This window comes from Candidatus Nanopelagicales bacterium, from assembly GCA_041393815.1.
Lineage (GTDB): Bacteria > Actinomycetota > Actinomycetes > S36-B12 > JAWKJK01 > JAWKJK01.
The window spans coordinates 185,580-199,487 of sequence record JAWKJK010000001.1 but is presented as its reverse complement, the minus strand read 5'-3'; the positions used below and the strand labels follow the sequence as shown (position 1 = coordinate 199,487).

Annotated in this window: 12 protein-coding genes; 9 read left to right on the top strand and 3 right to left on the bottom strand. The window is 76.5% G+C overall.

Annotated features, from left to right (window positions below):
• Positions 1-53 precede the first annotated feature (53 nt).
• Positions 54-1,049: a matrixin family metalloprotease gene (locus tag R2737_00915; GenBank protein ID MEZ5114799.1), complete on the top strand. Its 996-nt coding sequence runs from the start codon at positions 54-56 to the stop codon at positions 1,047-1,049.
• Positions 1,050-1,123: 74 nt separating this feature from the next.
• Here R2737_00915 and R2737_00910 read toward each other — a convergent pair whose 3' ends face one another.
• A complete protein-coding gene (locus R2737_00910; protein MEZ5114798.1) occupies positions 1,124-2,137 on the bottom strand; it encodes a cation diffusion facilitator family transporter in 1,014 nt (337 codons plus the stop codon).
• Between the two features lie 172 nt (positions 2,138-2,309).
• Here R2737_00910 and R2737_00905 point away from each other — a divergent pair, with 172 nt between their 5' ends.
• The 4 genes from R2737_00905 (at position 2,310) to R2737_00890 (ending at position 6,272) form a co-directional block, all read left to right on the top strand.
• Entirely contained in the window at positions 2,310-3,194 is an 885-nt protein-coding gene (locus R2737_00905) for a PAC2 family protein (protein ID MEZ5114797.1), read from the top strand.
• Positions 3,195-3,339: 145 nt separating this feature from the next.
• Positions 3,340-4,179, top strand: coding sequence for an alpha/beta fold hydrolase (locus R2737_00900; GenBank protein MEZ5114796.1), 840 nt, complete (start codon positions 3,340-3,342; stop codon positions 4,177-4,179).
• Positions 4,180-4,430: 251 nt separating this feature from the next.
• Complete coding sequence (locus R2737_00895; GenBank protein ID MEZ5114795.1) at positions 4,431-5,186, top strand: response regulator transcription factor; 756 nt, start codon at positions 4,431-4,433, stop codon at positions 5,184-5,186.
• A gap of 75 nt (positions 5,187-5,261) precedes the next feature.
• Entirely contained in the window at positions 5,262-6,272 is a 1,011-nt protein-coding gene (locus R2737_00890; protein ID MEZ5114794.1) for a HAMP domain-containing sensor histidine kinase, read from the top strand.
• 159 nt (positions 6,273-6,431) lie between these two features.
• On the opposite strand, the gene R2737_00885 is transcribed toward R2737_00890, so the two are convergent.
• Positions 6,432-6,992, bottom strand: a complete 561-nt coding sequence (locus R2737_00885) for a thioredoxin family protein (protein ID MEZ5114793.1) — start codon at positions 6,990-6,992, stop codon at positions 6,432-6,434.
• Positions 6,993-7,163: 171 nt separating this feature from the next.
• Between R2737_00885 and R2737_00880 the strand changes: the two genes are divergently transcribed.
• Positions 7,164-8,069 carry a cytochrome c biogenesis protein CcdA gene (locus tag R2737_00880; GenBank protein MEZ5114792.1) on the top strand — a complete coding sequence of 302 codons (906 nt, stop codon included), beginning with the start codon at positions 7,164-7,166 and terminating at the stop codon, positions 8,067-8,069.
• Between the two features lie 8 nt (positions 8,070-8,077).
• On the opposite strand, the gene R2737_00875 is transcribed toward R2737_00880, so the two are convergent.
• Complete coding sequence (locus R2737_00875; protein ID MEZ5114791.1) at positions 8,078-9,664, bottom strand: alpha/beta hydrolase; 1,587 nt, start codon at positions 9,662-9,664, stop codon at positions 8,078-8,080.
• 169 nt (positions 9,665-9,833) lie between these two features.
• Here R2737_00875 and R2737_00870 point away from each other — a divergent pair, with 169 nt between their 5' ends.
• Genes R2737_00870 through R2737_00860 form a run of 3 tightly spaced genes read left to right on the top strand, consistent with a single transcriptional unit; the run spans position 9,834 to position 13,906 of the window.
• Complete coding sequence (locus R2737_00870; protein MEZ5114790.1) at positions 9,834-10,298, top strand: MarR family transcriptional regulator; 465 nt, start codon at positions 9,834-9,836, stop codon at positions 10,296-10,298.
• Entirely contained in the window at positions 10,295-11,545 is a 1,251-nt protein-coding gene (locus R2737_00865) for an MFS transporter (GenBank protein ID MEZ5114789.1), read from the top strand. The genes R2737_00870 and R2737_00865 overlap by 4 nt, the downstream gene beginning before the upstream one ends.
• A gap of 18 nt (positions 11,546-11,563) precedes the next feature.
• The gene (locus R2737_00860; protein MEZ5114788.1) at positions 11,564-13,906 is read left to right on the top strand and encodes a molybdopterin-dependent oxidoreductase; all 2,343 of its coding nucleotides are present in this window, start codon (positions 11,564-11,566) and stop codon (positions 13,904-13,906) included.
• Positions 13,907-13,908 lie beyond the last annotated feature (2 nt).

The following is a 13,908-nucleotide window of genomic DNA, read 5'->3' as shown; positions in this document are numbered from 1 at the left end:
CCGGCGCACCCTAGCCCCCACCGGGGGTGCCGTACGGCGGTTACCGTGGTTCGGTGGTGGACCGGTACGACGTCCTCCCGCCGCCCGGCCGTCGGCGGGGCCGCGGGCGGGCCGGTGTGGTCGCGGTGCTCGCCGCCGCGGCCGGGGCCGCCGTCCTCGCCGGGGTCGCCCTGGGAGCCCGGTCCGCCGATCCCGGCCTGCCCGATGCGGCCGCGAACGGATCCCAGAGACCCTCGGCCGTGGCCGGAAGCGCCGTGGGCTCCCCGTCCGCACCCGCCGCCTCCGGGTCGGCGGCCGGCCAGGGATCCCCCACCCCGAGCGCGACCCTCTCCTCCGCGGCCGCCGCCACCAGCGGGGACCCGTTCGGGCACGGCGGTTCGCCCTCCGCGTCGGGCACCACGTCGCTGGAGCCGCTGCTGCAGGCCCCGGACCCCGCCCCGACGGCCACGTCGTTCGCGTACCTGCAGACCCAGGAGGACTCCGCGGAGCCGGTCACGTTCAGCCCGTGCCGGGAGCTGCGGTACGTGATCAGGCCCGACGGGCAGCCCCGGTTCGGGGCGGAGGCGCTGGACTGGGCGATCGCGCGGATCTCGGAGGCCACCGGGCTGCGGTTCGTGTACGAGGGCCCGACCGACGAGGCCCCGCGCGAGGAGCGGTCGGCCTACCAGCCGGATCGGTACGGCCAGCGCTGGGTGCCGATCCTGGTGGCCTGGTCGTGGGCGCCGGAGATGGCCGACCTCGAGGGGCCGAACGCGGCGGTCGCGGGGCCGCAGTCGGTCCTCATCGGCGGTGTCCGGGTCGCGGTGTCCGGCCAGATCGCCCTCGACGCCCCGCAGCTGCGGCAGCTGACCACGATGCCCGGCGGCGTGGCGCTGGCCCGGGCGGTGGTGCTGCACGAGCTCGCGCACGTGGTCGGGCTCGGGCACGTGCCGGACCGCGGCCAGCTGATGTACCCGCAGACCACCGACGTCCGCGACCTGCAGGACGGCGACCTGGCCGGGCTGTGGTGGCTCGGCCGGGGGCCCTGCCTCGGCGGCGACGCCCCCTGACGGTCGGTTGACGCCCCCTGACGGTCGGCACGGCACCGACCGGGCGGGAACCCGGTGCCAGGTCCGCCGTGGCGTCAGCTCCGCCGCTCCGGACCGGCGTCCTCGCCCGGCTCGGTCCCGTCCGCGGACAGCACCGCGAGCCCGGCCACCGCGTCGGCGTACGACCTCGGGTCCTCGCGCGGCTCGAGGTGGGTGTGCACGTGCGCGTGCGGCAGCGCCAGCACGATCCGCTCCTCGACCTGCTCGAGCAGGTCGTGCCCGCGGGTCACGGTCCACCCGCCCGGGACCAGCACGTGCATGGACACGAACCGCTCGTGGCCGGACTCGCGGGTCTGGATGGCGTGGAATCCCACCTCGGGCTCGGCGGCCACGACCGAGCGCAGCACCCGCAGCACCGCCTCGACGTCGGCGGGCGGGAGGGAGTGGTCCATCAGGCCCCGGGTGGCGCGCCGGACCAGCAAGGCGCCCGTGACCAGGATGTTCGCGCCGACGGCGAGCGCGACCAGCGGGTCCAGCACCAGCCACCCGGTGAGGCCGACGAGCAGCACGGCCACCACGACGCCGACGGAGGTCCAGACGTCGGTGAGCAGATGCTTGCCGTCGGCGACCAGCGTCAGCGAGCGGTGCCGGTTGCCCGCGCGGACCAGGACCAGGCCGACCACCCCGTTGATGGCGGTGGCCACCAGCGTGATGGCCAGACCGATCCCGATCTCCTCCAGGGGCTGGGGATTGATCAGCCGCTGGATCGCGGTCCAGCCGATGAGCGCCGCGGCGATCGCGATGAGCACGCCCTCGGCGAACGCGGAGAAGTACTCGGCCTTGCCGTGCCCGAAGTGGTGAGAGTCGTCGGCCGGCTTCGCGGCGACCCGCAGCACCACCAGCGCCAGGATCGCGGCGGCCAGGTTGACCAGCGACTCCATCGCGTCGGAGAGCAGGCCGACCGACCCGGTGATCAGGTAGGCGCCGGACTTCAGCGCGATCGTGACGACGGCGGCGGCGATGGACAGCCAGGCGAACCCGGTCAGCCTCGGCCGGGGTGCACTCGCATGCCGATGCGCACCCTCCGCTCCGCCGAGGACGTCTGCCACGCGGCCAGCATCCCACCGAGGACGGGAAGACCGGCGGGTGCTGCGCGTGTTGACGTGTCATGGCTGGCGCCGGGCCGGCGCGCGACGGATGCTGGGCGGGTCCGTACGGCGCATCGGTGTCGGTCAGGGCAGCCCCGACGGGGCGAACCGCAGGAGAGGAAGGGTGCCGACGGTGGCGTCGCACGAGCTGTACGAGCTGCTGGGGGAGCCGGTCGAGACGGACCGGCGGGTCCTCGTGCACGCGTTCACCGGGTTCCTCGACGCGGGGTCGGCCGGCCGGCTGGCCGTCGACCACCTGCTCAGGACGCGGCCGCACCGCGAGCTGGCCCGCTTCGACGCGGACGCGCTGCTGGACTACCGGGCGCGCCGGCCCCGGATGGAGTTCCGCTCCGACCACTTCGCGACCATCGACATCCCCGAGATCCGGCTGCACGAGGTGACCGACGCGGACGGCCGCCCGTTCCTGCTGCTGGAGGGGCCCGAGCCCGACTACCGCTGGCGGGCCTTCGTCGCGGCCGTCGCGGACCTGGTCGAGCGGTTCGACGTACGGCTGGTCGCCGGGCTTGCGGCCGTGCCGTGGCCGGCGCCGCACACCCGACCGATGGGGATCACCTGGCACGGCACCGAGGCCGACGTCCTGGCCGCGCACCCCAGCGCACTGGGGGACCTCGAGGTGCCCGGCCACGTCGGCGGGATGCTGGAGCTCGTGCTCGGTGGGCGCGGCGTCCCCGTGGTGGGGCTGGCGGCGCACGTGCCGCACTACCTGGTGCAGTTCGACTACCCACGGGCCGTCATGACCCTGCTGGACGCGCTGTCGGAGGCCACCGGGCTTGCGCTGCCGGCCACCGAGCTGGAGCCCGCCGCCGCCCGCGCCGACGCCGAGATCGCGTCCCAGCTGGCCGGGAACGAGGAGTTCCAGGTCGTGCTGGCCACGTTGGAGCGGCAGTACGACGACACCCAGGCCTCGCTGGCCGAGGTGCCCACCGCCGACGAGATCGGTGCTCAGGTGGAGCAGTTCCTGGCCCGGATGGACGAGCGGGGCGCCGAGGAGGACTGACCGGAGCCTCGTCCGGTGCCTCGGGGGCTGCTCCGGCCGCGACGCGCGGGGGCCCTGCGGCGTGTTCGGGCGACCGTACGCCGTAGTGTCGGGAGACGCCCGGACGAGTCGACGGAGGGACGGCGGTGGCCTCGTGAGCGTGCCGATGCCGCGGTCGCCGCTTCCCGTCGGGGAGCCGGCCTCGGGTCACCTGTCCCGCCGCGCCGTCCCGGTCGCCTGGGAGCAGTTCGCGGTCTGGTTCGACGGCACCAACCGGTCCGGCACCCGGGTCGAGGTGTTCGGGGTCGGGCAGCCCGACCGTCCGCCGCTGGTGTTCGTGCACGGCTGGGGGCTCAGCCCGCGCGGGTACGCACCCGCCATCGAGGCGCTGGCCACGGTCGGCTGGCACGTGCTCGCGCCGAGCCTGCCCGGGTTCGGCGACTCCACCCCCGTCCGCGGGGGCCGCGGGACGCTGGGCCGCACGGCCGAGCGGATCGCCGAGGCGGTCGAGTGCCTCGCGCTGGAGGGGCCGGTGCCGGTGGTCGCGCACTCGTACGGCAGCGGGGTGGTCGTGGAGGCCGCCGCGCGCCGACCGGACCTGTTCTCCGAGATCACGCTGGTCTGCCCGATCGGCGGGGCCGGCTCCGCAGTGACGTCGTGGGCCGGCCTGGTGGCGGGGCTGCGGCACGAGGTCGGGCGCTCCAACCTGACCCGGGTCGTGGACGCGCTGCCGAACCTGGTCCGGCACCCCCGGGCGGTGGCCTCCGCGGGCGTCGCCGCCAAGCACTCCGACCTCGTCGACGAGATCGCCGCGCTGGCGGCCACGGGGGCGCGGATCACGCTGCTGCTGGCCGACCGGGACGGCATCGTGCCGCCGGCCCGGTTGCAGTCCCTGCACAAGCGTGACGGGGTGCGGGTCCGGGTGGTCGAGGGCAACCACGGGTGGCTGCTCACCGAGCCGCACCGGCTGGCGACGCTGGCCCCCCGCCCGCTGTCCACGACCTGACCGGACGTGCGGCCGCCCGGGCGCACCGCCGACCCCGTGCGCACGCGCCCCAGGGCGCCCACCCGTCCCGCGCTCCCCGTCCGTCCCCGCCGGTGGAACGCAGGACCAGCCCGCGCGCGCTCCTGGGTGGTCGTACGTTCCACCGGGTGCGGATGGGGGACGCGGACCGGGTCCCGGGGGCTCCTTACGGTCCGCGGAACGTGGGCCGCGCGGCCCGGCGGCACCCGTCGCCTCCGCCTACCCTGGGCGGCATGTCCTGCGTCCTGGTCGTCGACGACGACGCCACCGTGTCCGAGGTGGTGGCGGGCTACCTGTCCCGGGCCGGCCTGCGGACCGTGCGTGCCGCCGATGGTCCCTCCGCGCTGGCCGCGGCCGCCGAGCACCGGCCGGACCTGGTGGTGCTCGACCTCATGCTCCCCGGGATCGACGGCCTGGAGGTCTGCCGGCGGCTGCGCGCGGACCGCGGCGACCTGCCCGTGGTCATGCTCACCGCCCGCGGCGAGGAGGAGGACCGGGTGCTCGGCCTCGAGGTGGGTGCCGACGACTACGTGACCAAGCCGTTCAGCCCGCGCGAGCTGGTGCTGCGGGTCCAGTCGGTGCTGCGCCGCTCGGCGCCGTCCGCCCCCGGCACCGACGACGGCGACGGCGAGGGCGACGGCGGGGCGGGAGCGGCGCCCGCGGCCGCCGGACCCCTGCGCGACGGCGACCTCGTCGTCGACACCGTCGCCCACCGGGCCACTCGGGGCGGCACGGAACTGCTGCTGACCTCCCGCGAGTTCGACCTGCTGGCCCACCTGCTGGCCCGCCCCGGCCGGGCGTTCTCCCGCGCGGACCTGATGCGGGAGGTCTGGGGCTGGGAGTACGGCGACCAGTCCACCGTCACGGTGCACGTACGCCGGCTGCGGGAGAAGGTCGAGCGGGACCCGTCCGCCCCGACCCGGCTGGTGACGGTGTGGGGGGTCGGCTACCGGTGGGACCCGACCGAGCCGGACCGGTCCGCGTCGTGACGGCGGACCTCGTGACGGCGGATGTCATGACGGCGGACCTCATGACGGCCGGCCGGCGGAGCTAGCGGGACCACCATGGGACCGGAACTGCCCGCCGTCCTGCTGTCGGCCGGCACCGCGGCCGCCGTCGGCGCGCTCGGCGCGCTCGGCGTCGCGGTGCTCGCCCGTCGGTCCGTGGCGGCGGCCGCGATCGCCTCGCCCGTCGTCGTCGTGGCGTCGGTCGCCGCCGGCGTGCTCGCCAGCTCGCGGGCCATGTTCTTGTCGCCGACCGACACCACGCTGGTCCTGCTCGTCCTCGGCGCGGCCGTCCCCGTCGCCCTGCTGTTCGGCGTCCTGGTGGCCCGCCGGGTCGCCGCGTTGACCCGCACCGTGGCCGAGGAGCAGGCGGCCCGCGAACGGGACCGCGAGGTCGAGGAGTCCCGACGCGAGATGGTCGCCTGGGCGTCGCACGACCTGCGCACCCCGCTGGCCGGCCTGCGTGCCATGGCGGAGGCGCTGGAGGACGGGGTCGCGGACGACCCGGCCCGCTACCACGCCCAGATGCGCGCCGAGGTGGACCGGATGTCCGGCATGGTCGACGACCTGCTGGCGCTGTCCCGGCTGCAGGCCGGCACCCTCCGGCTGGCGCTGGACACGGTGTCCCTGGCCGACCTGGTCTCGGACACGCTGGCGTCCACCCAGCCGCTGGCCCAGTCGCGCGGCGTGGTGCTGACCGGGTCCGCGGACGGCCCGGTCGCCGTGACCGCCGACTCCCGCGAGCTGTCGCGCGCCCTCGCCAACCTGGTCGTCAACGCCGTACGCCACACCCCTGCCGACGGCAGCGTCGTGGTGTCGGCCCGTACGGAGGACGACGCCGCGGTGGTGTCGGTGCGGGACGCCTGCGGCGGGATCTCGGCGGCGGACCTCGAGCGGCTGTTCGAGGCGGGGTGGCGCGGCACGGACGCGCGCACGCCGGGCGCGGGCGAGGGGGCCGGGCTCGGCCTGGCGATCGTGCGCGGAGTGGTGGAGGCGCACGGCGGGCGCGTCGACGTGCGCAACGAGGGCCCGGGCTGCTGCTTCGAGGTACGGCTGCCCGCCTCGGTCTGAGGCCGCAGCACCGCACCGACAGCCGCCCGCGCACCCCCAACCACCCACACCCCCCAACGAGTGCTCGCGGGTGGGGGTTCCAGGACCGTCCCGGAACCCCCACCCGCGAGCACTCGACGCTGCCGGCCCGGGGCCTGCCGGGCCGGCAGCGCGCCGGCCTCAGGCCAGCTGCTCGGCGACCTCGGCCGGGGTGGACGAGCCGGACCAGGTGGCCAGCTCGTTGCCGTCGGCGTCCACCTGCACGAACGTGTGCTGGTAGGTGATCCCGTACTTCTTGCGCAGGTCGGTGTTGCTGTCGTAGTCGACGCTCACGACGGTGACGCCGGGCCCGAACCCGCCGGGGTCGGCCTCGAAGTTGCCCGTCGCCTCCTGGCAGGTGGGGCACCACGTCGCGTTGAAGAACAGCACGACGGTCCCCGCGTCGTACATCTGCTTGCCCGCCTCGTACGCGGCCAGGTCGATGTACGCCCCCGCCGCGGGAGCCGGCTGCGACGTCTCGGCCGGGGGCTTCGAGGTGGCCGCGGCGGACGAGGACCCGGGCGGCGAGGGCGAGGGCGCCGGGGGCTCCGACGTGGCGGCGGCCGACGAGGCCGGAGCCGAGGTGGCGGGCGTGGACGGCGAGGCGGAGCCGGCGTCGGACGTGCCGCCGGAGGCGCACGCGGCCAGGCCGAGGGACAGGACGGTGGTGGCGGCGAGGGCGGTCGCACGTCGCGCACGCATGGTTCCTCCGAGGGGCGTCGGTCCGCCGGGCCGGTCGACCCGCGGGTCTCCATCACAACCCGGGACGGGCACCAGGCGCACGTCCGCGGCGGTTACCGACCCCTTACGGACCGCGTACGACGGGGCCGCAGGGGTCGCCCCCGGCGCCGATCCACGGTGTCATGGTCACCGGTGCGCGGCCGGCAGTGGGTCGCGCCGGGAGCGGAGGTGGTCGTGCTCGCCCTCGTCGGTGCGTTCGTCGCCGGGGTCCTGACGACCCTGGCCCCGTGCGTGCTGCCGCTGCTGCCGGTGATCGTCGGCGGCTCGGTCGCCGGTGCCGGTGCCGCGCCGGCGACCGGACCCGGGTCGGGCCGACCGGGCACGGGGACAAGCGGATCGGGCAGCACGACCGGCGGACCGGACACCGGTCCGGGCGGCACCCGGACCGACACCCGGGCCGTCCCCACGACAGCGGCCCGCGCGTCGCGCCGGGGCGCGTACGTGATCGCCGCGTCCCTCGGCGCGTCGATCGTGGTGTTCACCCTGCTGCTCAAGGCCTCCACCGCGCTGATCGACATCCCGACCGAGGTGTGGCAGTGGGTCGCCGGTGGCCTCCTCGTCCTGCTCGGCCTGGTGTCGCTGTTCCCCGGCCTGTGGGAGCGGGCCTCGATGCTGCTGGGCCTGCAGGCGCGCAGCAACCAGCGGCTCGGCGCCGCCCGCCGACGCGACGGCGTGCTCGGCCAGGTCCTCACCGGCGCCGCGCTCGGCCCGGTCTTCACCAGCTGCAGCCCGCTGTACGGCTACGTCATCGTGACGGTGCTGCCGGCGGACGCGGCCTACGGGATGCTGCTGCTCCTGGTCTACGTCGCGGGGCTGTGCGGCACGCTGCTGGCCGTCTCGCTGCTGGGCCAGCGCGCGGTCCGCGGCGCCCGCTGGGCGGCGGACCCGCACGGCTGGTTCCGGCGCGGCCTCGGCGCGGTCTTCGTCGTCGTCGGGGTGCTCGTCCTCACCGGGTGGATGAAGGACATCGAGACCTGGCTGGTGCAGTACAGCCCGATCCGCCCGTGGGACCTCGACCAGGGCTTCATCCCCGAGTAGACGGCCCGTCAGCGGCAGACGGTGCCGTCGGCCGGCGGGACGCCGCGCAGCAGGAAGGTGTCGACCGCCCGGGTCACGCAGCGCGAGCCGCGCCCGTACGCCGTGTGGCCGTCGCCCACCCACTCCAGGAACACGCCGCGCGACAGTTGCCGGGCCAGTGCCTTGGCCATCCCGACCGGGGTGGCGGGGTCGTAGCGGGTCCCGACGACCAGGATCGGCGGGGTGCCGGGGGCGCGGACCCGGTGCGGGCGGACCGTGGAGTGCCCCGGCCAGGTCGCGCACGGCAGGTTGCTCCAGGCCAGCGGCGCCCCGAACGTCGGCGCCACCCGCGCGAACCGTGCCGCATCCCGCCGGGTGCCCGCGACCCCCGGCGTGGCCGGGTAGTCCCAGCAGCTCACGGCGTACAGCGCGTCGGTGCCGTTGGACTCGTAGCCCCCGCCCGGCAGCCGGCCGGTGAACAGGTCCGCCAGGTCCAGCAGCGGCCGTCCGTTGCCGCGCAGCGCCGCCCGCAGGGCGTCCCGCAGCGCCGGCCAGCCGGACGTGTCGTCGTACATCGTGCCCAGGACCGCGGTGGTGCCCAGGCCCTCCGTCAGCGGCCGGCCCGGCCGGCCCGGCAGCGGTCGGGCGTCGAGCCCGCGCAGCAGGGAGCGCACGGTCCGCACGGCCGCGGCGGTTCCGCGGGGGAGCGGGCAGCCGGCGTGGCGGGGGCAGTCGGCGGCGAAGCGGGTCAGCGCCCGTTCGAACCCGCGCGCCTGGGCCAGGGACAGCCCGACCAGGTCCAGTGACGGGTCGATGGCGCCGTCCAGCACGAACCGGCCGACCCGCGCGGGGAACAGCTCGGCGTACGTGGAGCCGATCGAGGTGCCGTACGAGAAGCCCAGGTAGTGCAGCCGCTCGTCGCCCAGCGCCGCGCGCAGCAGGTCCATGTCCCGCGCCACGTCGCGCGTGCCCACGTGGGCGACCAGGCGGGGCGACCGCTGCTGGCAGGCCCGGCCGAACAGCCGGCTGAGGGCGGCCACCGACCGGCGCTCGGTGGCGGTGTCCGGGGTGGGGTCCTGGGCGAGGAAGCGGTCGGTCTGCGCGTCGGTGAGGCAGGCGATCGGGTCCGACCGACCGACCCCGCGGGGGTCGAAGCCGACGACGTCGTAGCGGTCCAGGACGGAGGGGGACAGGTACGCCTCGGCCGCAGCGGCCAGGTCCACGCCAGACCCGCCGGGGCCGCCCGGGTTGACGACCAGCGACCCGATCCGCTGGGCCGGGCGGTCCGCCGGGCGGCGCAGGACCGCCAGCCGGATCGTCCCGGCGTCGGGGTCCTGGTAGGACCGCGGCACCAGGAACGACGCGCACTGCAGCCCGAACCCGCAGTCGGACCAGGTGAGCACCGGGGTGTCCACCGGCAGGGTGCTGTCCGCGGGTGCCGCGGCGGAGATGGTGGCGGCCACGCGGGGGCCAGCCGGCGCCACGGCTGCGGGGCCGACGCCGGCCGGATTCGCGTTCGCCGGCGTGGTCAGCGGGGTGGCGGCCAGCAGCCCCGCGGCGAGCAGTCCGGCCAGCGCCGCGCGACGTCGCCGGCGGCCGAGGGGGGCGCGGGCCACGGGACCTCCGGCGACGCGGGCCGCCTGCGGGCGGCCGGGGGTGGTCACGCTATCCCGGCGACCGGCATGCCCTGGCGCGCGCCGCCGACACCGAGTATGATGCTTGCCGATAAGCAACTAAATCCGCTGACCGGCCGCACCGACCGGCGGACGGACCACCGGATGGACGATGGACGAGCGGGACGACCTCGAGGTCGCGGCCGACCGGCTGCGCGTGGTGGTGGGCCGGCTGGCCCGCGGGCTGCGCACGACGGCCGGCGGCGGCATCACCCCGACCCAGCTGTCCGCGCTGGCCACGGTGGACCGGCACGGCCCGCTGCGGCTGTCCGCGCTCGCCGAGATCGAGGCCGTGAACCCCACGATGCTGTCCCGCCTGGTGGCCCGGCTGGAGGAGGACGGCCTGCTGCGCCGGACCCCGGACCCCGACGACGGCCGGGCCGCGCTGGTGGCGGTGACGGCCGACGGCCGCCGCGCCCTGGGGCGCCTGCGGGCCCGTCGCTCGGCGTACCTGCGCGACCGGCTCACCGACCTGACCGAGCGGGACGTCGAGTCCGTGCTCACCGCGCTGGACGCGCTGGAGCGGCTGGCCGGCGTCCCGGACCCGGTCGACGCCGACGACGGGGGCGGGTCGTGACCGGGCTGCGCCGCCGGGCGGGCGTGACGTTCTCGTCCCTGGCGATCCCCAACTACCGGCGCTGGTTCGTCGGCCAGACCGTGTCCCAGTCCGGCACCTGGATGCAGGCCCTCGCGCAGGGCTGGCTGGTGCTCACCCTCACCGGCTCCGCGACCTGGCTCGGCGTCGTCGTGGCGCTGCAGTTCGTCCCCACCCTGCTGCTGGGACCGTACGGCGGCCTGCTGGTGGACCGGCACGACACCCGGCGGGTGCTCGCCGTCACCCAGCTGGCCCTCGCCGCCCAGGCGGTGGCACTGGGCCTGCTCGTCCTCACCGGGCAGGTCGTGCTCTGGATGGTGCTGGCGCTGGCCCTCGTGCAGGGCCTGCTGCAGGTGGTGGAGCAGCCGGCGCGGCAGGCGCTGGTGCGCGAGCTGGTCCCGCCGGACGCCGTGCGCAACGCAGTCGGGCTGAACTCGGTCGTGATGAACGCGTCCCGCGCCGTGGGCCCGGCCGTCGGCGGTGTGCTGATCGCGGTCGTCGGGGTCGGGATCTGCTTCCTGCTCAACGCGGTGTCGTACGTGGTCGTGCTCGTCGCGCTGCTGCGGATGGACCGCTCGGCGATGTCGCCCAGCCCGGTCCAGGTCCGTGCCCCCGGGCAGCTGCGGGAGGGCTTCGCCTACGTCCGGCGGACCCCGGTCGTGCTGTCGGTCCTGGTGATGATGGCGCTGGTGGGGATGCTCACCTACGAGTTCGCGGTGACCCTGCCCGCGCTGGTCCGCACGACGTTCGCGTCCGGTCCGGCCACCCTCGGCTGGCTCAGCGCGGCCATGGGCGCCGGGGCCGTCGTGGCCGGCCTGTGGTCGGCGGCGCGGCGGACGACCGGCCTGCACCAGTTCGCGGCGGCCGCGGTGGCCTTCGGCCTGGCTGTCCTGGGCGTGGCGGTCGCCCCCACCGTCCCGCTCGCCGCCGTCGGCATGGTCGCCGTGGGCGCGGCCAGCGTCGCCTTCGCGTCCACCGGCAACAGCACCCTGCAGCTCACCGCGGCTCCGCACATGCGCGGCCGGGTGATGGCGCTGTGGGGGATGGCGGTGTTCGGCACCACGCCGATCGGCGGGCCGCTTGTCGGACTGGTCGCCGAGCACCTCGGGCCGCGGTGGGCGCTGGGCCTGGGCTCCGTGGCGGCGCTGGCCGCTGCCGGGCTGGGCGCGCTGGCGGTGGCCCGGATCCGGGAGCGGCGTCCGGAGATCGCGGTGGTCGTGCGGGCCTGAGTGCGGTAGACCGGGGGCATGCCCCCCGCCACCACCGCCGACGTCTCCGCGGCGCCCCTCGAGACCCGTACCGCCAGCCGGACCTGCCCGCTGTGCGAGGCGACGTGCGGCGTCGACCTGACGATCGAGGACGGGGTCGTCACGTCGGTGCGCGGCGACGACGCCGACGTCTTCAGCCGCGGGCACATCTGCCCCAAGGGCGTCGCGCTGGGGGAGCTCCACCACGACCCCGCCCGGGTGCGGCAGCCGCTGGTGCGCGATGAGGACGGCGTGCTGCGACCGGTCACCTGGGAGCAGGCGTACGCCGTGGTGCGCGAGCGGCTGCGTGCGGTCGTGGCCGAGCACGGCCCGCACGCGGTCGCGGTCTACCTCGGCAACCCGAACGTGCACAACCTGGCCAACACGTTCTACGTGCCCGCGCTGGTCCGTGCGCTGGGGACCCGCTACCGCTTCAGCGCCAGCACGGTGGACCAGATGCCCAAGCAGGTGGCGTGCGGCCTGCTGTTCGGCACCGAGCTGTCGGTGCCGGTCCCCGACCTGGACCGCACCTCCTTCCTGCTCGTGCTGGGCGCCAACCCGCTGGTCTCCCAGGGCTCCCTGCTCACCGCGCCGGACGTGGCCGGACGCCTGCGCGCGCTGCGCCGCCGCGGCGGGCGGCTCGTCGTCGTCGACCCGGTGCGGACCCGGACCGCCGCCGCAGCCGACGAGCACCTGCCGATCCGGCCCGGGTCGGACGCGTTCCTGCTCGCTTCCCTGGCCCAGGTGCTCGTGGCTGAGGACCTGGTCGCCCCGGGGGCGGCGGGGGAGTGGCTGGCCGACGGTGCGCTGTCGGCCGTCGCGGCCGCGGTCGCCCCCTTCACCCCCGAGGCCACCGCACCGCTCACCGGTATCGACCCGGACACCGTGCGCCGGCTCGCCCGCGACCTCGCCCCCGCCGAGTCCGCCGCGGTCTACGGCCGGATGGGCACCACCACCTCCGGCCTGGCCGACCCGGACGGCGCCGTGGAGTCGTACGGCACCGCGGCGTCCTGGCTGGTCGACGTGCTGCACGTCCTCACCGGCAACCTCGACCGGCCCGGCGGCGCCCTGTGGCCACTGCCGGCGGCCGGGGGCCCGAACACCGGCGGCGAGCCGGGTCGCGGCCGCGGCATCCGCATCCCCGGCAGCCAGCGGACCCGGGTGCGCGGGCTGCCCAGCGCTCTCGGCGAGTTCCCCGCCTCCGCGCTGGCCGAGGAGATCGACACCCCCGACCCGGAGACGGGCGAGCGGCTGCGTGCGCTCGTGGTCGTCGGCGGCAACCCGGTGGTGTCCACCCCCGAGTCGGCCCGGCTGGACGCCGCGCTGGACACCCTCGACCTGGTCGTGTGCGTGGACGCGTACGTCACCGAGACCTCGCGGCACGCGCACGTGCTGCTGCCCGCCCCATCACCGCTGGCGCGCCCGCACTTCGACCTGGGGTTCGCGCACTTCGCGGTGCGCAACGTGGCGCGCTACTCCCCGCCGTCGGTGCCGCTGGGCGAGGACGAGCGGGACGAGGGAGACACCCTGCTGACGCTGGCCGCGATCGCCGCCGGCGCCGCCAGCGGCGGCGATGAGCCCACTCCGGACCAGGTCGACGACCTGGTGGCGTACGACGTCGCCCGGCGCGCGGGAACCTCGCCGGCGAGCCGGGCCCACGGGCGGGACCCCGGGGAGCTGCTCGGGGCGGTCGGCGGCCGGCGCCGGGCGGAGCGGATCCTCGACCTGTCGCTGCGGGCGGGTCCGTACGGCGACGGGTTCGGCAGTCATCCCGGCGGGCTGAGCCTCGAGGCGCTCGAGCAGGCACCGCACGGGGTGGACCTCGGGCCGCTGCAGCCGCGGCTGCCCGAGGTGCTGCGCACCCCCAGCGGCCGGATCGAACTGGCCGCCCCCCAGCTGGTCGCGGAGGCCGAGCGGATGGCGGCCCGGCTGGCCGCCGGTGCGGGTCCGGCCGACGGGCTGCTGCTCGTCGGCCGCCGGCAGACCCGCAGCTGCAACTCCTGGATGCACAACCTGCCGCTGCTGGCGGGCGGCTCCAACGCGTGCACGCTGCAGGTGCACCCGGCCGACGCGGACCGGCTCGGGCTGGTCGCCGGGGCCGACGTGACGGTGACCAGCGCGGTGGGGTCGGTGGTGGTGCCGGTCGACGTCACCGACGCCGTGGCACCGGGAGTGGTCTGCCTGCCGCACGGCTGGGGGCACGACGACCCCGCCACCTGGGGCGAGGTGGCCCGGGCCCGGCCGGGGGTGGCGAGCAACCGGCTGACCGACTCCGCTCCGGTGGACCCGCTGGCGGCGACCGCGGTCCTCAATGGGATCACGGTGCAGGTCGCCCCGGTCTGACC

What these genes read in the sequence shown, in the direction of transcription:
- R2737_00890 (MEZ5114794.1), top strand. Translation starts at nt 5,262, where the DNA reads ATGGGACCGGAACTGCCCGCCGTCCTGCTGTCGGCCGGCACCGCGGCC.
- R2737_00860 (MEZ5114788.1), top strand. Translation starts at nt 11,564, where the DNA reads ATGCCCCCCGCCACCACCGCCGACGTCTCCGCGGCGCCCCTCGAGACC.
- R2737_00870 (MEZ5114790.1), top strand. Translation starts at nt 9,834, where the DNA reads ATGGACGAGCGGGACGACCTCGAGGTCGCGGCCGACCGGCTGCGCGTG.
- R2737_00900 (MEZ5114796.1), top strand. Translation starts at nt 3,340, where the DNA reads ATGCCGCGGTCGCCGCTTCCCGTCGGGGAGCCGGCCTCGGGTCACCTG.
- R2737_00885 (MEZ5114793.1), bottom strand. Translation starts at nt 6,992, where the DNA reads ATGCGTGCGCGACGTGCGACCGCCCTCGCCGCCACCACCGTCCTGTCC.
- R2737_00895 (MEZ5114795.1), top strand. Translation starts at nt 4,431, where the DNA reads ATGTCCTGCGTCCTGGTCGTCGACGACGACGCCACCGTGTCCGAGGTG.